This window comes from Rhizobium etli 8C-3 (genome assembly GCF_001908375.1).
GTDB classification, from domain to species: Bacteria; Pseudomonadota; Alphaproteobacteria; order Rhizobiales; family Rhizobiaceae; genus Rhizobium; species Rhizobium etli_B.
Genome location: NZ_CP017244.1, coordinates 1,392,669 through 1,414,801 on the forward strand (window position 1 = coordinate 1,392,669; position 22,133 = coordinate 1,414,801).

At 59.1% G+C, this 22,133-nt stretch carries 23 protein-coding genes; 11 read left to right on the top strand and 12 right to left on the bottom strand.

The genetic code is table 11. The features are described from left to right. Positions 1-26 precede the first annotated feature (26 nt). Positions 27-377, top strand: a complete 351-nt coding sequence (locus AM571_RS31550) for a hypothetical protein (RefSeq protein WP_074064875.1) — start codon at positions 27-29, stop codon at positions 375-377. Between the two features lie 16 nt (positions 378-393). Here AM571_RS31550 and AM571_RS31555 read toward each other — a convergent pair whose 3' ends face one another. From AM571_RS31555 to treZ, 6 genes are all read right to left on the bottom strand, one after another. Beyond that, positions 394-1,047 (bottom strand): Isoquinoline 1-oxidoreductase subunit, encoded by a 654-nt coding sequence (locus tag AM571_RS31555; RefSeq protein WP_074064876.1) that lies wholly within the window; start codon positions 1,045-1,047, stop codon positions 394-396. Positions 1,048-1,058: 11 nt separating this feature from the next. Further along, complete coding sequence (locus AM571_RS31560; RefSeq protein ID WP_074064877.1) at positions 1,059-3,215, bottom strand: xanthine dehydrogenase family protein molybdopterin-binding subunit; 2,157 nt, start codon at positions 3,213-3,215, stop codon at positions 1,059-1,061. Between the two features lie 3 nt (positions 3,216-3,218). After that, a complete protein-coding gene (locus AM571_RS31565) occupies positions 3,219-3,677 on the bottom strand; it encodes a (2Fe-2S)-binding protein (RefSeq protein WP_074064878.1) in 459 nt (152 codons plus the stop codon). A gap of 340 nt (positions 3,678-4,017) precedes the next feature. After that, complete coding sequence (locus AM571_RS31570; RefSeq protein ID WP_074064879.1) at positions 4,018-4,848, bottom strand: endonuclease/exonuclease/phosphatase family protein; 831 nt, start codon at positions 4,846-4,848, stop codon at positions 4,018-4,020. 91 nt (positions 4,849-4,939) lie between these two features. Beyond that, on the bottom strand, positions 4,940-6,403 hold the full coding sequence (locus AM571_RS31575; protein ID WP_074065695.1) for a phospholipase D-like domain-containing protein: 1,464 nt from the start codon (positions 6,401-6,403) through the stop codon (positions 4,940-4,942). A gap of 76 nt (positions 6,404-6,479) precedes the next feature. Then, a complete protein-coding gene (gene treZ / locus AM571_RS31580; protein ID WP_074064880.1) occupies positions 6,480-8,306 on the bottom strand; it encodes a malto-oligosyltrehalose trehalohydrolase in 1,827 nt (608 codons plus the stop codon). Between the two features lie 127 nt (positions 8,307-8,433). On the opposite strand from treZ, the gene AM571_RS31585 reads away from it, so the two are divergent. From AM571_RS31585 to fdhA, 7 genes are all read left to right on the top strand, one after another. After that, positions 8,434-9,075 (top strand): UdgX family uracil-DNA binding protein, encoded by a 642-nt coding sequence (locus tag AM571_RS31585; RefSeq protein ID WP_074064881.1) that lies wholly within the window; start codon positions 8,434-8,436, stop codon positions 9,073-9,075. 133 nt (positions 9,076-9,208) lie between these two features. Beyond that, a complete protein-coding gene (locus tag AM571_RS31590) occupies positions 9,209-9,463 on the top strand; it encodes a DUF2934 domain-containing protein (RefSeq protein WP_074064882.1) in 255 nt (84 codons plus the stop codon). Between the two features lie 300 nt (positions 9,464-9,763). After that, on the top strand, positions 9,764-9,934 hold the full coding sequence (locus AM571_RS37150) for a hypothetical protein (RefSeq protein WP_165918494.1): 171 nt from the start codon (positions 9,764-9,766) through the stop codon (positions 9,932-9,934). A 119-nt stretch (positions 9,935-10,053) separates the two neighbouring features. Continuing rightward, positions 10,054-10,368, top strand: a complete 315-nt coding sequence (locus AM571_RS31595) for a plasmid stabilization protein (RefSeq protein WP_074064883.1) — start codon at positions 10,054-10,056, stop codon at positions 10,366-10,368. A gap of 275 nt (positions 10,369-10,643) precedes the next feature. Next, positions 10,644-11,375: a glutathione S-transferase gene (locus AM571_RS31600; RefSeq protein ID WP_074064884.1), complete on the top strand. Its 732-nt coding sequence runs from the start codon at positions 10,644-10,646 to the stop codon at positions 11,373-11,375. A gap of 300 nt (positions 11,376-11,675) precedes the next feature. Continuing rightward, the gene (locus tag AM571_RS31610; protein ID WP_074064886.1) at positions 11,676-12,491 is read left to right on the top strand and encodes a Ku protein; all 816 of its coding nucleotides are present in this window, start codon (positions 11,676-11,678) and stop codon (positions 12,489-12,491) included. 131 nt (positions 12,492-12,622) lie between these two features. Next, positions 12,623-13,813: a formaldehyde dehydrogenase, glutathione-independent gene (gene fdhA / locus AM571_RS31615; RefSeq protein ID WP_074064887.1), complete on the top strand. Its 1,191-nt coding sequence runs from the start codon at positions 12,623-12,625 to the stop codon at positions 13,811-13,813. 73 nt (positions 13,814-13,886) lie between these two features. On the opposite strand, the gene ligD is transcribed toward fdhA, so the two are convergent. The 4 genes from ligD to AM571_RS31635 all read right to left on the bottom strand — a co-directional run bounded on the left by ligD (position 13,887) and on the right by AM571_RS31635 (position 16,452). Then, positions 13,887-14,789 (bottom strand): non-homologous end-joining DNA ligase, encoded by a 903-nt coding sequence (gene ligD, locus AM571_RS31620; protein WP_420493393.1) that lies wholly within the window; start codon positions 14,787-14,789, stop codon positions 13,887-13,889. A 285-nt stretch (positions 14,790-15,074) separates the two neighbouring features. Continuing rightward, positions 15,075-15,920, bottom strand: coding sequence for a Ku protein (locus tag AM571_RS31625; RefSeq protein ID WP_074064888.1), 846 nt, complete (start codon positions 15,918-15,920; stop codon positions 15,075-15,077). Positions 15,921-15,939: 19 nt separating this feature from the next. Continuing rightward, positions 15,940-16,170, bottom strand: a complete 231-nt coding sequence (locus AM571_RS31630) for a DUF2188 domain-containing protein (protein WP_074064889.1) — start codon at positions 16,168-16,170, stop codon at positions 15,940-15,942. A gap of 15 nt (positions 16,171-16,185) precedes the next feature. Beyond that, positions 16,186-16,452, bottom strand: a complete 267-nt coding sequence (locus AM571_RS31635) for a hypothetical protein (protein WP_074064890.1) — start codon at positions 16,450-16,452, stop codon at positions 16,186-16,188. A gap of 650 nt (positions 16,453-17,102) precedes the next feature. On the opposite strand from AM571_RS31635, the gene AM571_RS31640 reads away from it, so the two are divergent. Beyond that, on the top strand, positions 17,103-18,449 hold the full coding sequence (locus tag AM571_RS31640) for a DUF882 domain-containing protein (RefSeq protein WP_074064891.1): 1,347 nt from the start codon (positions 17,103-17,105) through the stop codon (positions 18,447-18,449). A gap of 238 nt (positions 18,450-18,687) precedes the next feature. Then, a complete protein-coding gene (locus AM571_RS31645; protein WP_074064892.1) occupies positions 18,688-19,731 on the top strand; it encodes a L,D-transpeptidase family protein in 1,044 nt (347 codons plus the stop codon). Between the two features lie 122 nt (positions 19,732-19,853). On the opposite strand, the gene AM571_RS31650 is transcribed toward AM571_RS31645, so the two are convergent. Then, positions 19,854-20,345, bottom strand: coding sequence for a cupin (locus AM571_RS31650; RefSeq protein ID WP_074064893.1), 492 nt, complete (start codon positions 20,343-20,345; stop codon positions 19,854-19,856). A gap of 135 nt (positions 20,346-20,480) precedes the next feature. On the opposite strand from AM571_RS31650, the gene AM571_RS31655 reads away from it, so the two are divergent. Continuing rightward, complete coding sequence (locus AM571_RS31655) at positions 20,481-21,041, top strand: DJ-1/PfpI/YhbO family deglycase/protease (protein ID WP_074064894.1); 561 nt, start codon at positions 20,481-20,483, stop codon at positions 21,039-21,041. A gap of 48 nt (positions 21,042-21,089) precedes the next feature. Here the strand turns inward: AM571_RS31655 and AM571_RS31660 are convergent, their stop codons facing one another. Further along, positions 21,090-22,133 carry a DNA topoisomerase IB gene (locus AM571_RS31660; RefSeq protein ID WP_074064895.1) on the bottom strand — a complete coding sequence of 348 codons (1,044 nt, stop codon included), beginning with the start codon at positions 22,131-22,133 and terminating at the stop codon, positions 21,090-21,092.

Here is a 22,133-nt window from a genome sequence, read left to right on the forward strand (position 1 = left end):
GAAGACCGCACCGCCTTGTGCGTTGCATGGGCGGGCGATGGCAAGGTCATGTCACGCATCATGGCAAGCCCGCGTTCGGATTATCGATCGTCATGTTCGGCAGGCCGGCAAAGGAGGTGAACGGGACGAGCGCGGTCACGCGCAGCTTAAGCGACGGCGGCAAACCTATTCACATGCAATGGCGATGCGGCCGCAAAGAAAGCCGGCGCCGGGATTCTGGAGATACCAGCCGATCGCAATTGGTGGTAGCCGCGAATTTCATTGCCGCGATCCACAAGGCAATATCGGCCTTTCGGAATCTGCTGGCCGAAAAAGCGATCGTCGAGAAACAATTTCGCCGCAAACAGCCACGCACCCGCGCTGAAAGGATGATTTGATGCCGCGACGGCTTCGTTATTCGACAGGACAAGCCGCGCCGGTTTCCACCCAGGCCCTGATAAGCTCGCCGAACTCTGCCTGCGTGCCCGGCACGGGCTCGCGGCCCTCGCCTGGGCTCCAGCCCCATCCGACGAGGCCGTCATGCGCCATGTGCTCGGCGATCTCATTCAGGTCCTTGCCGCCGTTCCGCGCCGGGTCCTTTAACTGCTGACAGATTTCGCCGAGTGATTTGCCGACCCAGGCCATCTCGATCGGCGCCAGGTGCCAGGCCGCATTGCCGGGTATGCTCCGCAGCGTCGGCGACTGCCCGACGACGGTTGCGTTTTCGGCGCCGTGACAGGTGTTGCACATCATGCCGGGAACACCCATGCCGGCCTCGCCGCGCGTGACCGGCGGCTCATGCGGCTGCATGCTCATGCGCTGCAGTGGCCGGTCCGTTGCCGGGTGACAGTTGAGACAGCGCGGATGCTCGATGACCTTGCCCGCTTCCTCAAACAAAGCCACCGATCGGGCCTTTTCATCGGCAATCGATGAGAAGGAAGCAGCCGGTTTCAAGGATGGCTTATCCGCGGCAGGCGCGCCTTGCGCGAGCGCCATGAAGGATGCCGGCAGGGCCGCTAGGAGCGAGATGCCGCCTGCGGTGCAGGCGAGAACTAATCTGCTTTTCATCGTGATCTCCCTCAGCTCGTCGCGACGCTGACGATCGGCAGGCTGCGCACCGGACTCCCCGTCAACCGCCGCCAGGCGTTGGCAACAGCGGGGCCGACAGGCGGAACTCCCGGCTCTCCGACACCCGTCGGGGCTTCAGCAGATTTGATCACCGCCACTTCTACATCCGGCATCTCGTTGATCCTGATCGAGCGATAGTCATGGAAGTTCGACTGTACGATGGCGCCGCCCTTTCCAAGCGTCACAGCGTCAAAGAGGACGGCCCCGAGACCATAGCCGATACCGCCTTCCATCTGCGCCTTAACGACATTGGGATTGATTGCGACACCGCAATCGACTGCACACCAAACCTTGTGCACACGCGGTGTACCATCGCTGCCGACGGAGATTTCGACGATCTGGCCAACATAGGTTCCAAAGCTCTTGACGACGGCAACGCCGCGCTGCCGCCCCTCGGCAGTCTTCGCGCCCCAATCGGCGATCTCGGCCGCCCTCTTCAAGACGTCGGCGTAACGCGGATCTTCCGTCAATAGCGCGAGACGGCCCTCGACGGGGTCCTTGCCGATCTTTTGGAAAAGCTCATCGAGGAAAGTCTCGACCGCAAAACCTGTATGGGTATGGCCGACCGACCGCCACCAGAGCGGCGGCACGGCGAGCTTCACGTTGTGCGACCTCACCCGCAGGTTCGCCACGTTGTAGGGGAGGTTGGACGCACCCTCGACGGAGGTCTCGTCGAGATCGGCCTTGCCCAGGATCGACTGGCCGACGATCGTCTGGTCCCAGGCCACGATCTGGCCGCTCTTGTCGATCGCACCGCGCATTCTGTGGAGATACATCGGCCGGTAATAGCCGCCGCGGATATCGTCCTCGCGCGTCCACATGTGCTTGACCGGGCGTGACTGGTCCGTTGCCGCAAAGACGGCGGCCGCCTCCTGCATATAGGGCGAGCCGAACTGTGCCCGGCGCCCGAAACTGCCGCCCGTTATCTGGGTATTGATCCTGACCTTCGACGGGTCCAGACCGACGGTCTTTGCAGCCACGGTCTTGTCCATGCCTGGAAATTGCGCCCCGGTATAGACGTCGAGGCTGCCGTCTGGCGCCTTGATGAACACCGCGTCAAGCGGCTCCATCGGCGCGTGGGCAAGGAACGGAAAGACAAGCTCCGCTTCCAGCGTTTCAAGTCCTTCGCCGGCAAAGGCCCTGTCGACGTCGCCCTTGCTGGCGGCGCTCAAGCCATTCTCCCTGGCCATCTTGGCGTAATCGGCGGCGAGCTCTTCGCTGGAACGCGTCTCGGCGGCGGAAAGGTCCCAGTCGACCTTCAGCAGCGAACGTCCCTTAAGGGCTGCGTAGGTGTTTTCGGCATAGACGGCCACGCCTTGAGGCATCTGTTTCACGTCGATGACGCCCGTCACCTTGCGCGCTTCGCTGGCGTCAAAGGATTTGACGGTCGCGCCGAAGTGATCGGGATGGGCAACGACGGCGACCAGAAGATTGTCAGGAATGACGTCCAGCGTAAAGATCGCGGTGCCGTTGGTCTTGGAAACAGTGTCGAGCTTCGGCAGTTCCTGGCCGATCAGCACGAACTTCTCCGGGTCCTTGAGGCTCACCTCAGCCGGTGGCGTCATTGCAGCCGCCTTCGAGGCAAGAGCCCCGAAGCCGCTCTCCTTGCCCGTGGCCGAATGGCGGATGCGGCCCTTTTCGACGGTAATTTCACCTGCCGCAACCTTCCATTCATCCGCCGCCGCCGCAACCAGCATGGCGCGGGCCGTGGCGCCTGCCTTGCGCAACTGCTCGTAGGAATTGGCAATCGACGATGAGCCGCCGGTGCCCTGCACCCCGAAAGCGAGGTTCGCGAAGACCTTGTCGTCCGCCGGCGAGTGCACCGCGCGCATCTGCCCCCAATCTGCATCGAGTTCTTCCGCGACCAATGTCGCAAGGCCGGTAAACGGTCCCTGGCCGAACTCGATATGCTTGGAGAGGATCGTCACCGTGTCGTCGGTACCGATCCTGACGAAGGTGTTGAGCGTCGCAAGCGCATCTTCGCCGCCGGCCTGAACACCGCTCACGGCCGCAAGGGCAGGCATCCCCGGCGCCAGCGCAAAACCGATGACCAGACCGCTGCCGGCAAGAAACGCCCGGCGCGTCGTGGAAATATGCTGCACTGTCATGGCTCAACCCTCCATCGCAGCGGCGGCATTGTGGATTGCCTGACGGATCCGGTGATAGGTGGCGCATCGACAGATATTGCCGGCCATCGCACCGTCGATATCTTCGTCGGTCGGCTTTGGAATGTTCTGCAGAAGGGAGACAGCCGACATGATCTGGCCGGATTGACAATATCCGCATTGCGGGACATCGATGGCAACCCAGGCCGCCCTTACGACCTCGGCCTCCTTGCCCTCCACGCCTTCGATGGTGAAGATTTCCGAGCCCTCGGCAGCCGAGATCGGCGTGATGCAGGAACGGCGCGTGAAGCCGTCCATATGAACGGTACAGGCCCCACATTGCGCCACGCCGCAGCCGTATTTCGTTCCGGTGAGTTTCTCGAAATCGCGGATGAACCACAGCAGCGGCGTGTCCGGGTCACCGTCGAATGTCTTCGTCTGCCCGTTGAGCGTAAAAGTAACCATGGCCGAACCTCCTGGTTTGCTTGAGCCAGAAGGGCTCCAGCAAGCATCGCAGCGTCTTTACGGTGCCCAAATTACGGCAGAGTCTGCCCGTTGGCCATGGTCGCACCGGTAACACCTCCGTTACCCGGAGGCGGCTCCGTTTAGGAAAACCGGGCATCCGGCAGTCAACCCGTGCGCCAGCCAGTGAAATGCAACCTCGGTCCCCTGCTCTCGATCTTTGTCTCGAAACGGCGCCGATCAAAGGATGCCCGGCCTGGCTCCGAGGGTCCATTGGGCGCCTGACAGACGTTCATGGAGAAGCTCACGCGATTTGAACTAGAAAGCAAAACAGAGCTGCGGATCATGCAGTCGCTGTCAGTTCTTCTACTCGCTTGAGGTCGAGAACCGCCTTGATCGGAAGGTGGTCGGAGGCGACGCGGGCAAGCGGCGTATCATGCGCCTCGACATTCGTCAGCACACCTTTGCGGTTCGACATGATACGATCGAGCGCCAAGATCGGCAGGCGCGCCGGAAAGCTTGCGACGGCGGGGGGCTGGGCCTCAAAAGCGGATTGAAGCGTGTTGAGCGAGGAACGGTCGCCGAGCCGCCATTCGTTGAGGTCGCCAAGCAGAACGGTCGTCGCTTCGCTTCGATCGGCCATCAGCTCGACCAGCATCTGCGCCTGGCGCGCCCGCGAATGGCGCAGAAGCCCGAAATGGGCAGCGATGATGCGGAGCTCACCGCCATTTTCCAGTTCGAGTTCCGCAACAAGCGCCCCGCGCGGTTCGAGCCCCGGCAATTTGATCTGGTGCACGTCGCGCACCAGCCCCTTCTTGAAGAGCACGACATTGCCGTGCCAGCCGTGTGCCTTCGACATGCCCGAAACCGGAACCGGAATAAGCCCCGTCTCGCGCTCCAGGCGCGTCAGATCAAGGATCCCGGTTCGCTCCCCGAAGCGCGTATCGGCCTCCTGCAGGGCGATCACGTCGGCGCCGATTTCGTGGATAACCCGGCTCGTCCGCTCGGGATCGCAGCGCCTGTCGGCGCCGACGCATTTATGGACGTTATATGAAGCGATCAACGTACCTTCGGCCCGCGGCTTTGCCGCAGCCAGCACGGCCTCCAGCCGTTTTTTCCGGTTGCGGATCGAGGCGAGAATGCTGGCGGGGAGGTTGTCCTTTTTGGCATGCATCGAAGTCAACACGGGCTCCGTTGGTCGAAAACGGCTCGGGTTCGGAGTATAGGCCCACGGGTAAAACTTGCCATGCTTCTGTCTCAGAAAATCAAAGATAAGGCGAACCCAGCCACAGGATCTTTTCAACAAGCCGCACCAGGAAAGGCCGCGACCGCAGGCTCTCCAGCGTCACCGGGGCTGCAGATTTCAGCATCTGATCGATATGCTCGTCGATCTCCGCCGCAAATCCCTCGTTTAGCACTTCAAGATCCACCTCGAAATTCAGCCTGAGCGAACGCGGATCAAGATTGGACGAACCGACATAGGTCCAGACGCCATCGACCGTCAGCAGTTTCGAGTGGCTGAAGCTCCCGGTCGAACGCCAGATGCGGCAGTAATTCTTGAGGATTTGGTCGAACTGCGCCGTCATCGCCCGGTCGACGAGGACAAGGTTGTTGACTGCCGGGACGATGATATCGACCTCGACGCCACGCCGTGCGGCTGTCGTCAGCGCGCTGATCAGCTCACGATCCGGCAGGAAATAGGGTGACATGATGCGGATCGATTGCCGCGCAACGGAAAAGGCGCCCATCAGCATCTTGTGATTGGTCTCGACGCTGCGGTCCGGTCCGGACGCGACGACGCGCATGATGACAGGATCGCCGGGCTGGCGTTCAGGCGCTTCGATACGCCACGCCTCTGCGTTCAGAACCTCGCCTGTCGTGAAGCGCCAGTCCTCGGCTGCGACATCAAAGAGATCGGCAACAACAGAACCGGTGACCGAGAAATGGGTATCGCGCGCAAAATCATCGCCCGTCATCGCCTGGCTGAAGCCCTGGCGTATGTTCATGCCGCCCGTCAGTGCCACACGCCCGTCGACGACGATGATTTTCCGGTGCGTGCGCAGATTTGCATAGGGGAGCCGCAGGCCCATGATGACATTGCCGTTGAAGACTGAAACCGTCAACCCGCCGTCGGCGAGATAGCCAAGGATACTGGGCACCGAGTATCGGGCCCCGACGGCATCGATTAGCACGCGCACCTCGACGCCGCGCTTTGCCGCCGCAATCAGCGCGTCGGCGATGCGCAGGCCGATCGTGTCGCGATCGAAAATATATGTCTCAAGCAGGACGCTTCGCTCGGCCCCGTCGATCGCGGCCTTCATGGCTGTGTAGGCATCATCGCCGGTTTCCAGCATGTCGATCGAATTGCCGGTCGTCAGCGGATAGCGGGCGACGCGATCTCCAAGCGTTTGCAAGGCTGCAAAGCGCCGCCCGTAATTGCTGATGATCGTCTCCGGCTCCGCATCGAAACTTTCAAGCTCATCGAGGTCGGCTGCCGGCAGCAAGGCATCGCGCCGCAGACTCAAGGATTTGCGACGGATGCGGTTGATCCCGGCGATGGCGTAAAGCACCGCGCCGATGATTGGAGACAGGATGATGACGCCGACCCAGCCGATTGCGGCGCGTACCTCTTCCTTCGTCATAGCCGCATGGATTGCCGCGGCGGTCCCCATGCCAAGAGATATGACGAAAAGGAAATGCGGCCAATAGGTCGATATGAGATAAAACATTGCAGAAAGATATAGCTTGAAAGCGGCGGCCTTCAATTCGCCACCGCTCCCTCAGGACGCGAAAATTTCCAGGCTGCTATTTTATCAGCCGAGGATCGATCGCAAACACCACAGAACCAGCTGCAAGTTTACCATCCCCCGGCTGAACAAGGTGGCTCCCCAGGCGATCAAAGATTACCGCACCGTCGAAGGCCGGCACGGCGAGCGGGGTGTCGGCCAAGTTGGCCCGAAGCTCCAGCTTGCTGGTACCAAAGGTCCAGTCGATTGCCAGCGCGCCATCGACGCTTTCCAATGCCGCGCTTGCGACACGTTCCGGCTTCTTCAACAACGGCACGACATAGTTATGCCGCAGATCGATGAGCTGGCTTAGATAGGTTTTCTGGCCTATGCCTTCATCACTGTCGCAACGCTGCCATTGAAGTTTTGAACATGCAAAAGTCGAGACCGCGTTCGGATTCGGCAAATCGTCTGGCGTCTTGCCTCGCTTCAGGCCGCCGAAACCTTCCGCTTCCGCCGCCCGCCCTTTGCGGACAATCTCACCAAGCTCGCCGGCGTAATCGCTGAAGAAGAAAAACGGCTGCGTCTCGCCATATTCATCCCCCATGAACAGGAACGGAACCTGCGGCGAGAGGATCAGTATCGCGGCCAGCATTTCGACCATATCGGGACGCGCAATGCTGACCAAGCGCTCGCCGAAGGCACGGTTGCCGACCTGATCGTGGTTCTGGAGGAAGTTGATGAAGGCCTGCGGCGGGAGATAAACCCGCTCACCCTTCGGCACTTCAGGCGGAGTGCCACGGTCTGGAAATACGAAGCCGTGCTGCATCGCGAGCTTTGTCTTTTCCCACAAATTAGATGCAAAGGGCCGATAGTGACCTTCCGTCTCGCCGGTCGCGATGATGTGAGCGACGTGATGGAAGTCATCGTTCCATTCCGCTGTAAAGGTCTTGACCCTTCCGTCGCCGTCGCGCTCGAGCAGGCTCACGAGGTTGCGCTGATCCTCGACGACGAGATGCACCGCTCGATCGGCAAAGGCGTTGCCGACTTCTGCCGACAACTGCTCGAGGATGTGCTGCTTCGACGTGTCGTAAATCTGCTCCACCGCATCGAGCCGTAGGCCATCGAGCCGGAATTCGCCGATCCAGTAAAGAGCATTTTCGACGAAGTAGCGGCGTACCGGCTCCTGTCCGAAATCGATCGCCGCACCCCACGGCGTGTTGCGATCGAAGCGGAAGAACTCGGGCGCATACCTGTGCAGGTAGTTTCCATCCGGGCCGAAATGGTTATAGACGACATCGAGCAGCACCATGAGGCCGTGGCCATGTGCTGCGTCGATGAATGCCTTGAAGTCGGCCGGCGTTCCATAAGCTGAATGCGGTGCATAGTGCAGGACACCGTCATAGCCCCATCCGCGCTTGCCTGAAAATTGGGCCACGGGCATGACTTCGATTGCCGTAAAGCCCAACTTGGCCAGATGGCCGAGCTTTTCGGCGGCTGCCTTGAAGGTGCCCTCCCCTGTGAAGGCGCCTATGTGGACTTCGCTGATCACCGCCTCTTCCCACGGCCTTCCCTTCCAGTCGTCATTCAGCCACTGATAGGAAGGCTCCACGATCAGCGACGGACCGTGCACATCGCCGGCCTGCTCCCGAGAAGCAGGGTCGGGCACGACACCGCCATCTCCAAGAACGAAGGCATATGCGTCGCCCACCTTCGCCTCTGGAACCGTCAGCTCAAACCAACCGCCGGCAGACCGGTTCATAAGCCTGTCTTTGCCGCCGCAACGGAGTGCCATCTCCCTTTGTCCGGGCGCCCAGATGCGGAAATCAACGCAGTTCGCCCTGATCGTGGGCCCCCAGCCTTTTTCGCCTTCCGCGACAGAGCCTGCTTTCGAAACCTGATGCATGGATTGCCCCTGATTGACGTGAATGCTTTAACTCCTCGTGAAATTCATCAAGGGCGCCGCTTGTTCCCGTGCTGGAACAAACATCGGCGTGGATCGGTTGCAGATGAAGACATAAGGAGGAACCTCCATGACCATCGTGCCCAAATTCGGTCCGGCCTTCGCACTTGAGAATGCAGAGGCCATGGGCCTTGATCAATTGAAACGGCAGGCCGAAACCTGCACGCGTTGTGATCTCTATAAGAACGCCACCCAGCTCGTATTCGGCGAAGGCCCCCCCGCGGCCGAGATCGTGCTGGTGGGCGAGCAACCCGGAGACAAGGAAGACCTGGCCGGCAAGCCTTTTGTCGGCCCTGCTGGACGCCTGCTCGATCAGTGTCTGAAACAGGCGGGCATCGACCGCTCTCGCTGCTACGTCACCAATGCCGTCAAGCACTTCAAGTTCGAGCCGCGCGGCAAACGCCGCATGCATTCCAAACCAAATGCCGGAGAGATCCAGCGCTGCGCGTGGTGGCTCGGTGCCGAGCTAGACATTCTCCAGCCGAAACTCGTCGTTGCGCTGGGTGCTACTGCACTTTATTCGCTGCTTGGCCCCAAAGTGAAGGTTACCGTCGAGCGAGGCCAGGTACTTCAGGCGGCAAACCATCCTCCGGTTCTTGTGACCATTCATCCTTCCTACCTCCTGCGCATTCGCGACGAGGAAGATGCCCGCGCCAATCGCGAGCATTTCGTGCGGGATCTGGCGAAGGCCGTTGCATTCCAAGGCGGTTGACCGGCATTTCATGTTGCGGCGCAAATAATATTTTGCACTGTGTCAAAATTCTTCTTGAATATCCCCGATTCCTCTGGAACCATCCCGCCCGGTCTAGCGTTTGACTGCGGGATGATGTGACTGGAGATCAGCGATGACAGAAACTCGGGAAGAGTGGATTAAAAAACGTGCATACGCCCTCTGGGAAGAAGAGGGACATCCTACCGGACGAGATTCAATACATTGGGAGCAGGCAAAGAAAGAGCGTGAAAAGCTCGAAAGTTCTGCTGCGTCCAAAGACGGCAAGGAAGTCAAGACCAGGGGCAAACGCACCGCACCGCCCGGGACAAAAAGCAACGGCGCTGCAAAGCCTACTCCAAAGCGTGCGGTCAGCCGCAAGTCTGCCTGAACGCACTCGACATCTCAGCTTCAAGATGCGGACGCTGCGCCAGCTGCGTACGCATCTGTTGTCATACGACTGAATTACTCGCGCTTTAGGGTGTTCGTAGGAATAGATCGCCCAATGACCCTAACACGGTGTTGGCTCCAAAAAAGCTGCAAAACGGCCAGCGATGGCGGAACCAATTTTCTCGTGCGCTGTTAGTGGCGAAAATGGGAGGCTTGCCATGAACAGTTACTTCGACAGCGTTCTCGTTTCACTTGTCGTAGCAGGTCTCTTCGTTTTGATCGCGCCGTTGTGAGGGCGCAGATGCTGATCTTGTCTGTAGCCGCCTTTCTCTACCTTGTCCTTGCGCTCGGTCTCGTCGTCGCAATCGACAACATGGTCGGCCTTGTCTTCCGCGAAACCCGATCTCCGTCCGGCCGCCTGGTTAATTTCAGCAAAGCATTGTCCGGTTTCCAACGCCCATCTCGAAAATAGTACCGACCGATCGCTTAGCTTTGCCAAGCACGTTACTCCTGCGTCAAAATCCGGGCTTACTCCGGAACCTTTTACAGGCCCTGGCGGTTCAATCTCTTTGCAGACAAGAGGAGGCATATATGCCAAGAGGCGACAAATCCACGTATACGAACAAGCAGAAGCGCAAGGCAGAGCACATCGAGGAAGGCTACGAGGAACGTGGCGTCTCCGAAAAAGAGGCAGAGCGCCGGGCCTGGGCGACCGTCAACAAGGAAAGCGGCGGCGGCAATAAGTCCGGTTCGGGTCGCGGGAAGAAAGACACGCACGAAGCCTCTAAAAAAGGCGGCCGCAAAGGCGGCGCGGCATCGGCATCCCGCTCCGCAGCCGAGCGTTCGGCATCCGCCAAGAAGGCCGCCGCGACGCGCAAGCGCCACGAACATCAAGCCCATCACTGATCTTTGGATTGGCGCGCCGCCAAAGCCGTTCCTGCTCGAGGAGTTTTTGAAATGGTCGCAACAGGTGGCCGATGACGCATCAGCCTCAAGGAACGCGTTTTCAACTCCGACGATCCAATCGCCTGATCGATCAACACGCCCCGGAGGCGAATGGCCGTAAAAAGCGGGCACTTACGCGGCTATGTCGATGTTGAGCTTCTATATAAATTGCGCCGGCGACCGGTTGACGAAGAAGGAAAGTAGCGCACTTACAAAACCAGGCATTGAGGGTATGGATGACATACGAGCTCTATTACTGGGACGGCATCCAGGGACGAGGGGAATTCGTCCGCCTGTCACTGGAGGAGGCGGGGGCCGAGTATGTCGACGTCGCTCGCGAATCCGGGAGCGGCCGGGGAACCAGCGCAATGATGAACCTCATGCGGAGCGGCTCAGATCCGCATATCCCGTTTGCGCCTCCCTTTTTGAAAGATGGCGACCTCGTCATCCCGCACGTCGCCAATATCCTGCTTTATCTCGGACCGAAGCTCGGTCTGGTGCCCAAGCAGGAGGGCCTACTCTACGTGTTGAACGGCTTGCAACTCACCGTCGCCGATTTCGTCGCCGAGGTACATGACACGCACCATCCGATCGCCACCTCGCTCTACTATGAAGATCAGAAGGACGAGGCAAAGGCGCGCTCGGCCGCATTTATCAAGGAACGCATGCCCAAATTTCTCGGCTATTTCGAACGCGTGCTGCGGCAGAACCCGCAAGGCCCGCAACATATCCTCGGCGATGCGCTCACCTATGTCGACCTCTCGCTCTTTCAGATCATCGAGGGCCTGAACTATGCCTTCCCCAACGCCATGACAGGCTATCAGGCGAAATACCCGGCGCTATCGACCCTGCATGATACAGTGGCCAGGCGCCCGAACATTGCCGCCTACCTGAAATCGGAGCGGCGCATCGCTTTCAACGAGGACGGAATCTTCCGGCACTATCCAGAACTCGACAAGGGGGGTTAAGGAGGAGGCATGAAAAAGGCCGTACCCTTTGAGAGGATCACTAAGATGCAGGTGATGATCGAGGGACCGTCACGCTTGCGGCCTTTCTGCATGACTGCCCCTTATGATTACCATATCGGCGTTTGCGCCGGGTTCGGGCACCAGTGGAGGCTGGTTCAGGTCCGAAGGACAGCAGAGCGATCTGTCCAGCGGAAAGAGAGACTTTGTCGATCGGTGCGAATGCCGGTCAAAACCTAACCGGAGCCAAGGAAAAGCCGCCCATGAAGGTGTTTTCCTTGAGTTCTTTCATTGGAGACGGCCATGGCGCGGCAGACTTTCTGGAAAGGTTATCTCAAGCTGTCGCTCGTCACGGCGTCAGTCTCGCTGACGCCAGCCACGACGGAGAGCAACAAGGTCCGTTTTCATGTTCTCAATCGCAAGACCAGCAACCGGGTCGAAAGCCGCTATGTCGACAGCGTTACCCATAAGGCCGTGTCCGGAAAGGAACAGGTCAAGGGTTTTCCGAAGGGCGAGGACGATTACGTCATTCTCGAAGACGACGAGATCGACGAGGTGGGGCTTGAAAGCACACGAACCATCGACATCGACACCTTCGTGCCGCGTGGCTCGATCGACTGGATCTGGTACGACAAGCCGCATTTTCTGGCGCCGGAGGACAAGGTCGGCACAGAGGCCTTCTGCGTCATTCGCGAGGCGATGAGGGCAAACAACGTCGTTGGCATCGCAAGGCTGGTGCTTTATCGCCGTGAACGGGCGGTGCTTCTCGAGCCTCAAGGCAAAGGCATCGTTCTGTGGACGTTGCACTTCGGCAACGAGGTCCGAGAACCGGTCGCACACCTCGATATCGACACCAAGGTCGACACCAAGGTGCTCGCCATGATGACGCGCCTTGTCAAGGAAGAGACGAAAGAGTGGAGTGTCTCCATGGTGCAGGATCCGATTCAGAAGCGGCTGAAGACAATGATCCGCAACAAGACGAAGAGCCTGAAACAGGCTGCGCCCGCAGCGAAGCGGCCCGCTGTCAGATCGACCGGCAATGTCATCAACATCATGGACGCCCTGAAGAAGAGCTTGGCCGCCGACGGCGAAAAGCCGAGATCACCGAGATCTCGCTGAGGGCACGGCCATTTCCGGCCCCAAATCGTCGTAAACGGAACGGCGCGCCCGCTATTCTGTACTAATCTGTTCGAAGCAGCCGGCATGGAGAGGAGCCATGCTCAGTTGATCTTTCAACGGAGGAGATGAAAATGAGCAAGAACCGAGGCGTCGTCTATATGCGGCCTGGCAAGGTCGAGGTCCGCGACATCGACGATCCGAAACTGGAAGCCCCAGATGGCCGCCGCATAGAACATGGCGTCATCCTGAAGGTAATCTCCACCAATATTTGCGGCTCCGACCAGCATATGGTCCGTGGCCGCACGACAGCCATGCCCGGTCTCGTTCTCGGCCACGAAATTACCGGGGAAATCATCGAAAAGGGCGTCGATGTCGAAATGCTGAGCGTCGGCGATATCGTTTCCGTGCCCTTCAACGTCGCCTGCGGCCGCTGCCGTTGCTGCAAAGCCCAGGACACCGGCGTCTGCCTGACGGTTAATCCTGCGCGCGCTGGCGGAGCTTATGGCTATGTCGACATGGGCGGGTGGATCGGCGGCCAAGCCCGCTATGTCACCATTCCCTATGCCGATTTCAATTTGCTGAAGCTTCCCGACCGCGACAAGGCAATGGCGAAGATCCGCGATCTCACCATGCTTTCGGATATCCTTCCAACGGGCTTCCACGGCGCAGTGCGCGCCGGCGTCGGCGTCGGCTCGACGGTCTATGTCGCAGGCGCCGGTCCGGTCGGCATGGCCGCTGCCGCATCTGCCCGCATCCTCGGCTCAGCCGTCGTCATGGTCGGCGATTTCAACAAGGATCGTTTGGCCCATGCCGCCAAGGTTGGCTTTGAACCGATCGACCTTTCAAAGAGCGACCGCCTCGGCGACATGATCGCTCAGGTCGTCGGTTCCAATGAAGTAGACAGCGCCATCGACGCCGTCGGCTTCGAAGCTCGCGGTCATTCGGGCGGCGAGCAGCCGGCAATCGTGCTCAACCAGATGATGGAGATCACCCGTGCAGCCGGTTCGATCGGCATTCCTGGCCTCTACGTCACCGAAGATCCAGGCGCCGTCGACAATGCCGCAAAGCACGGCAACCTCTCGCTTCGTTTCGGCCTCGGCTGGGCAAAGGCTCAATCCTTCCACACCGGCCAGACGCCTGTCCTGAAGTACAATCGTCAGCTGATGCAGGCGATCCTCCATGACCGCCTTCCGATCGCCGACATCGTCAATGCCAAGGTGATCTCACTGGAGGATGCTGCGCAAGGCTATGAGAGCTTCGACCAAGGCGCCGCCACCAAATTCGTGCTCGACCCGCACGGCGAGGTTGCGAAGGCAGCCTAGTTGCTGAAACCATCGCGTTGTCAGTCTTTCCTCCACGGGAGAGACTGACGGCTGGCAAATGCCAGGCGCTAGTCTAACGCTTCTTTTTTTTCTCAAGCGGCTTTGCTGCCGCAAAGAACCCGTCCCACGGATCGTGCGGCAGCGCCTCGAGCCGCGGCGGCGTGTGGTCGATGGTGAAATGGGCCGGGCCGATGTCGGCGGTGAGTTCGCTCCATTCCAGCGGCATCGAGACGGCCGCGCCCGCCCGGGCACGCGTGGAGTAGGCGGCGACTGCAGTGTTGCCTCGGCCATTGCGCAGGTAGTCGATGAAGATCTTGCCGGTGCGCTCGGATTTTGTCGCCTTGACGATGTAGCGGTTCGGACTTTCTGCGGCCATGGTGTCCGCCAGCCGTTTCGCAAAGGCCTTCACCTCCCCCCAACCTGCTTTTGGCTTCAGTGGCGTGACCACATGCAGCCCCTTGCCGCCCGAGGTCTTGACAAATGCGGCAAGTCCCTCTGCCTCCAGGCGCTCTTTGATCTCGCCGGCGGCAGCGATGATATTATCCCACGCAACCTCGCCGCCCGGATCGAGATCCATGGTTATCATGTCCGGCTTTTCCCAATCGTCCGTCGTTGCGCCCCAGGGATGAATTTCGAGCACAGCCGATTGCACGAGGGCCACCAAACCATCGAAATCGGCAATGCGCAGCAACTTTTCTCCGCCCCTGTCCTTCGGATCTGTGATCTGTTCGATGTTTTCGTTCATGCCCTTCCAGGCGTGTTTCTGGAAGAAACGCTGATGTCCCTCAATGCCGTCTGGCAGACGCAGCAGAGCCAGAGGACGATTGACCACGTAAGGCTCCATGAAGCGCCAGACCTGGGCGTAATAGTTGGCCAACCCTTCCTTGGTGACGCCTTCGTCCGGCCAGTAAATGCGATCCGGATGGGTCAGCGTCACATGGGATTTCGGCAGGTTTTTAGCGGGAGTCTTTTCCATCTCGCGGACACGTCCTTCGCCAGTCTGTCCTCGCGCAAAGCGGTGCCGCAGGTTACCATTGGCGGACCACATGCGATATTCTCGCGACAAGCTCCGGCTGCAAAAAATGAACCCGCGCCCTTCCTCCGATGAGCTCTGTGCATTGATCACAATATCGCCGTCATACTGCAGCCGCGTCACATCGTGCTTTTGAAGCACGAATCCGTTTCACCGAATGCGCCTTTGTCGCAGCGCGTTCACGGATGATCGTCAGGAGTTTGAGCAGACAGGTCTCGAGCGCCATTGTCAGCCAGCTTTCTTGCGGCGGCTATCGGAGGCAGAGCGGTGCGCCGTCCCTTTCCCAGGCGTTTTCTTTTCACTCAACTTGGCACTCTGGCGCAGCGCCTCCATCAGATCGACAACCTTGCCCTCCGGCTTCGGCTTCGTCTTCGGCAGCGCCCTGCCCTCGATCTTGGCCTTCACCAGTTCGGTCAGCGCCGCCTCGTAGCGATCCTCATATTCGCTCGGCTCAAACACGCCCCGCTTCGTACCGATGATATGACCGGCAAGCTCGAGCATCTCCCTGTCGAATTTGATGTCCGGAATGTCCTTGAAAACCGGACCGGCAGAACGAACCTCGTAGTCGAAGTTCAACATCGTCGCGATGACATAGTCCTCACGCTGACGGATCAGCAGGGTCCGGTTGCGCCGGAAGAGCACGGCCTGGGCAAGTGCTGCCACATTATTTTCACGCATGCTCCTCGCAATCAGGCGCAGCGCCTCTTCGTCACTCTCGTCGACAGGTGCAAGATAGTAAGGACGGTCGAAGTAGAGCTTGTCGATTTCATCGAGCGCTATGAAACTCTTTACATCCATGATCTTGTCGCTCTCCGGCATCACATTGGCAATCTCCTCGCCTTCGATGACGATGTATTCGCCATTGTCCAACTGGTAACCCTTGACCTGATCTTCGCGCTCCACGGGCTTGCCGGTCTCGCTGTCCACGAACTGACGCTCGACGCGATGGCCAGTTTTCCGATTGATGATATTGAAGGAGAGCCGGTCAGATCCGGAAATTGCAGTATAAAGCCCGACGGCGCAGACAAGGTCGCCGATTTTCAGATGACCCTTCCAGCTGGCCCGCGCTGCCATCGTCGTCCTCCGCGTTCGCTCAGAGCCGGCTTCCACTCTTGTCCGTTTCAAGCGGCACAAACCGCCAACCGCCGTCCGGAGCCGGAAACGCCAACGTAGCATCTCCGTCGCCGATTTTCTGGCGGGACGCTGCGCGTTTTGCGTGATTGATCGCCTCTTCGACGGTCGCGTAGGTTTCGGAAAGCGTGCCGCCGAGCTTGTATGCCCAGCCTTCGTCATGGGGCACGATCTGATAGGTAATGTCGACCATAATCCTGTCCTCTCTTCAGTCGTCATCGCGTGGCGCTGCTTTGCGGCGCTCATCCAAGGCGATTATCCTTTCGACAGACGCGAGATCGTCACTGGTAACGGGCCGCACGGGATCGGAGGCGATCGCTTCGAGCACTTCGTCTGAAAGCGCGCCTTTGCGGATTGCCCATTCCAATGTTTCACGCGTTTCCCGCTCCGCCTTCAGCTGCGCATAGAGCGCTACGATCAGACGGTCGCGGTGATCGAACCCACTCTTTAGCGCCATGTTCGGGATATTCGGCATGCAGGTGGCCCTTCAAGATTTCTCCCGATCAAAGCTTTTCAACTGATTGGAGCCCGAAAAGTTCCGCTATTTCAGGTCCAAAGCCCGATTGGGTCCTGCTTGGCCGTGAATGACCTGGCTCTCGGGAGGGCAGGTGCCATGAGCAAAATCCATCACGAAGCCCGAGTTTTCCCGCGAAAGAGCCACATGACTGCAGCATGCTCGGAAACGAATGAAGACGGGATGCGGTCTGTCACCTCGCCCGACATCTGATTTAACGCCCTTCCATCGTTCGGTTTTTGCGGATCTGCAAGCGGGTATGCCGCATTGAGGCTAACGAGCTGTTCTTCGTGACGGCAAGCTGCTCAATCCCTCTAATCCGAGGCTGAACCATCAGGAGGGTGGTCAGAATTGTCCCGAGCACGGCAGATGAGGTCGATGGCCGCCGCACTTGCCTTGTCGGTTTTCTGCCTGTTCCGCGATGACGTCACCGCCAGTAGCCAAACGGTATTTGCGGCAAAGCTTGCCGTCCTCGAATGGCAAGCAAGCGAGCGAGACTAAACGTCCGCCTGTTAGGGATTTGTTGACCATAAAGTGGTTCAACTGAACATGATGGATGCGGACGTTCCCGCACGTCGTCGAGTGTTTTTGTGTAAGACGGGATTGTTCGTGTGAGATGTCGAGTCAAAAGGTTCTGGGGTGGAGCATTTGACGGCGTGGTCGCCGCACTCCTTTCGCGCGTGGAACGGTTCGTGGCGCAGACAACTCTGCTCGCGCTTTCTGCGCTTATCAGTTCGCCATCTTTTGCCTTCGCGGAGGATCGTACGCTGAAGCTGTACTTTACCCATACGGGCGAAAGAGCCACGATTACCTACAAGCGCGACGGAAGGTTCGATCCGAAGGGCCTGTCCCAGATAAATCGGTTTCTGCGCGACTGGCGACGCAACGAGCCGACCCGGATGGATCCCCGGCTGCTTGACCTGGTCTGGGACGTGTACAAGCGCAGCGGCGCGAAGGACTACATCCACATCGTCTCCGCCTACCGTTCTCCGGCCACCAACAACATGCTTCGCAACCGTTCGCGCAGCACGGGCGTCGCCAAAAAAAGCCAGCACATGCTTGGCAAGGCGATGGACTTCTACATTCCAGGTGTGAAGCTTTCGACGCTGCGTGCCCTTGCAATGCAGATGCAGGCCGGTGGTGTCGGATATTACCCGACATCGGGATCGCCCTTCGTGCATCTCGACGTCGGCAACGTCCGTGCTTGGCCCCGCATGTCGCGGCAAGAACTTGCTCGGATATTCCCGAACGGGCAGACGATGCACCTTCCAGCCGACGGCCGGCCGCTGCCAGGATATAATCAGGCGATTGCGAACCACAGGAAGCGCGCCAGCACCGCCCTTATCCAGACCGCCAGCACCGCTCAAGAAGACGATGACGCAGGAACAGCAGCCGCGTCGGGCCGCGACACGAAAGACAATAGCCTCGTGACGGCCCTCCTGCCCATACCGCGAAGCCGCGGATTGGATGCTCTGGCTTTGCAGACAGACGCGGCCGAGCGGGACGACGAACGGTCGCCCGTTGATCTCTCATCTTTCCCGATCCCCATACCGGCAATGCGGCCAACAGACTTGGGGGGCGATGGCAAGCTGGAGATCGCTTCGATCGGCCCAATCGGGGTTTTCCCGGACAAACTGACATCTGCATTGCCGACCTATACCGGTTTCAAACCTTTCACTGCCGCACACCGCCCCTGGCAAGAAAACGCGCATGTGATCGCCTCTCTGCCAATGACTGCCGCCTGGGAAGGAGCAGATCTATTTGGCTCGATTTCGGACCTTGCGCTGATGAATTGGGCACTCCATCCCCCGGGCGCGGTGATTGGAATGAGAGCGCCTCGCCTTTCCCGCCGCACGGTTCAGCATAATCCGGATGCCGCATCCGGTACGAACATCATTCCGGTCGCCACCACTGACCGGTTCGACACTGACCGGTTTGCCTCCCTCCCCGAGGGCTAATCGCATTCGACATCGCGGCGGCTATGGTCCATCGGCGGGTCTTTTCCATCCACCCCTGGTGTGGAGGTCAGCCCCGCGCTGGGGGACTGCAGAGGTGCCGGCATCCATATCCCCCGTTCCACCTTTCCCGTCGAGTTGCGAAACGGACTCAGATAAGAAATAACTGCCGCTGTCTTTGTCTTCCCGGCAAAGAAACCACCTCGAGGCATCCGCGTGATGCCGCCCTGGAAGACAAGACATGAATGATACCTGTTCCAGTCCTATTGACCGCCTGTCACGCCTGCGAGGCGTCCTGCCGGCTGCCGTGATGATCCTGGTTTTGACGGCGACCAGCGGCTGCGTTCAGACCGCTCTGGACGATCTCGGCGACGCGGCTCCCCAGATCTCGACCAAGACAATGGCCGAGATGCGTAAGAAGAAAATTTCGCCTCAAAGCCCGGTGCTCGTTCGAACCTTCAAGGAGGAGAGCGAGCTCGAGGTGTGGAAGCAGGACGTTTCCGGGCGTTATCGCCTGCTAAAAACATTTCCGATATGTCGGTGGTCGGGCAAGCTCGGGCCGAAGAAGACCGAGGGCGACCGCCAAGCTCCCGAAGGCTTTTACTCGGTCAGCAGGAGCATGCTGAACCCTAAGTCCCAGTACTACCTTTCCTTCAACCTGGGTTATCCCAACAGGCTTGAATCCGCTCTTGGATATAGCGGCACGGCGCTGATGGTGCATGGTGCGTGCTCCTCGGCCGGCTGCTATGCGATGACCGACCAGGGCGTGGCCGAGATCTATGCCATCGTCAACGCCTCGCTGGCCGGCGGCCAAACATCGTTCCAGGTTCAGGCGCTCCCCTTCCGTATGACGGCGAAAAACATGGCCGAACACAGAAACGACCCCAATTTCGAATTCTGGAAGACATTGAAGCCGGGATATGACGCCTTCGAGGCGACGAGGAAAGAACCCAGGATTTCAGCCTGTGGGGCAAAATACGTCTTTAACGCCGAGTTTCAGGGAGGCGATCCAGAAGATCCGTTGGCCGCATGCCCTGCGCGCATCGACACCCCCGATCCTGCAGTCGCCGCCAGGATGCAGACGGAGGATGCCGAGCTGGCCGCGCTGCTAGAGAAGAACGGCCCTTCTCATTTAACAGCCTATGTCGACGGAGGCATGCATCCAAGCTTTCGGGCGCTTCTCAAGCAGGACGGCCCTAGGAAGCTGGCAGAGAAGATCTCCAACATCGACTATCCTGTCAGCAGGCCAGATGCAGCGCTGGCTGACCCTTACGAAAAGGACTGACCCGCTTGTCACGGCCGCGAAGTAATTGCACACGGCAAACCGCCTCGCAGATCCGACAAGGGGCCAGTTCCTTACACTCCCTCTTCCCGCTGCCTTCAATTCAATCAGAACGTTCGGCCACTTCAACACCACAATGCAACTAGCCCGCCGCTTCCGCCGGTAACGGGATCGGTGCTTGGCGCGGCGAGGGATTGTATCCGTTTCATTTGTTCCGGCGTTGGCTCGTCACGACAGGGGTCATAGTCGGCTCCCGCCGGATAGGCACCCACCACCAGGAAATCGCTGCTTGCCGAAAGTCGACAATGGCCGGTTCCAGCAGGCAATACTGCCGCATCGCCGGCATGGATCTCGATCTTCGGTCCCGTTGGCCCGCCGAGCATTAACGTGGTGGTACCGATTGAAAAACCCAGCGCCTCATGGGTTTTCGAATGATAGTGATGGAACGGATAGACGCCATTTCGCCACATATTGCCCCAGCCGTTTCGTCTGAACAGTGCTTCAAAGCCGGCTGCCCGGTCATCAACCTTCAGCACGCCACGATAAAGCAGAAGCGGAAATGTTGGATTGTTCGGAATGACATCGCCCGGCTCAAGCCAGATTGCTTCGGGTTTCATTTGTGCGCCTCCTCGTCCACTGAACAATAATGGACATTGCCTTTGGTGCTTTCCGAAAATCTGGGGAACCAACCGCGCTTCGGGTAGTTGTCCATATGCATTTTCAAATCAACAGCAGAAGGAAAGGACGTGTCCATGCCTTCCATCAGTTCTGCAAAAATACTTATTCTTGCAACTGACGGTTATGAGCGCTCCGAGCTACGGGTCCCGCATGAGGAGCTACGAAAGCGTGGCGCCAGCATTAAGATTGCCTCTATCAAGGAGGGCAGCATCAAGAGCTGGAGCAATGGCGACTGGGGAGATAGCATCAGTGTCGACCTTCTGGCAAACGAGGTAAACGTTATCGATTTCGATGCCCTCGTCCTGCCTGGCGGCCAGATCAATCCTGACAAGCTGCGCACCGACGAGAATGCAATGCGCGTCGTCCGCGAATTCGTTAAATCCGGTAAGGTTGTCGCCGCCATATGCCATGCGCCCTGGCTGCTTGTCGAAGCCGACGCGCTGCGAGGCAGGCAGGCAACCTCTTACAGGTCGATCAGGACCGATGTGGAGAACGCCGGCGCCACCTGGAAAGATGAGGAAGTCGTGACCGACCAAGGCATCATCACCTCCCGTTCCCCGGACGATCTGGACGCATTTGTTGCAAAGATCGTCGAAGAGATCGAGGAAGGCCGCCACGAGAAGCGAGCCGCTTGATAGGACCTCCTGTTCACTGAGCCCGCGCACACCCAGCGCGGGCTCTTTTTATGAGGCTTTACGGACGGGCGTCTCCGCCGATTGCCGATCGCGAGACAGGAAATCGAGCAGCCGGTTCTCCGCCGCCCGTAGTCCCCACAACGGCTTAGCAGCGGGCATGATGACTTCGCCTCCAGAACAGTCCTTGTCGGCAAGCGCAATGATGGCAGGGTGAATGTAACTTGAACGCGAGATGGCAGCCGTATTGTGCAAGACGGCGGCCGAAGCCTCAGCCATGTCCTTCACGGTCGGCCGTTTTCCCTTTTCAAGTGCGTTGCGCGCAACGGCGAAGGCGGCGAGCGAGCCGGCCCACGTCCGAAAGGTCTTCGCGGTGATCGCAATACCTGAAATTTCCGCCAGATAGCTGTTCAAGCGCCCGGATTCGATCGGTTTCAACGCGCCCGTCTCGTCCTTCCAGACGAATAGCTGGCGACCGGGAAGGTCGGCGATTTCTTCCAGAATCCTTTGCAATCTGGGGTGCTTGAGGCTACGCCGGACACGCTTTCCGCCCTTGGAACGAAATTTCAGTTCGATCCGGTCCTCCGCCAAGGTGATGTGCCGCTTCAACAGCGTCGTTGCGCCATAGGTGCCGTTTTCCTTAAGATAGGCTTGGCTGCCGACGCGAAGATGTGCCTCATCGAGCAATGTCGTCAACGCCGCAAGGACACCGCGGACATTTTCAGCGCCGACCTCAAGATCACGCTGCACCTGTCGTCGTATCCTGGGCAAAGCGTGGCCAAAGGCGATCAGCTGATCGAATTTTGCTATGCTGCGGAAGGACTGCCAATCCTTGTGATAGCGATATTGCTTTCGGCCCCGTGCATCAAAGCCGGTCGCCTGCAAATGACCGTTCTCCTTCAGGCATATCCAGACGTTTTCGTATGCGGGAGGCAGCCCGAGTGCGGCGATACGACGCCTTTGCTGCGGTTCGCATACCAATGACCCATCCGGCAGGCGGTAACAGAAGCCTCGGCCCGTTTTCTGCCTGCGAATACCGGGTTCGGTGTCGCTCACATAGACCAGGCCAATGTCGCTTAGGGCTTCAGCACTCAT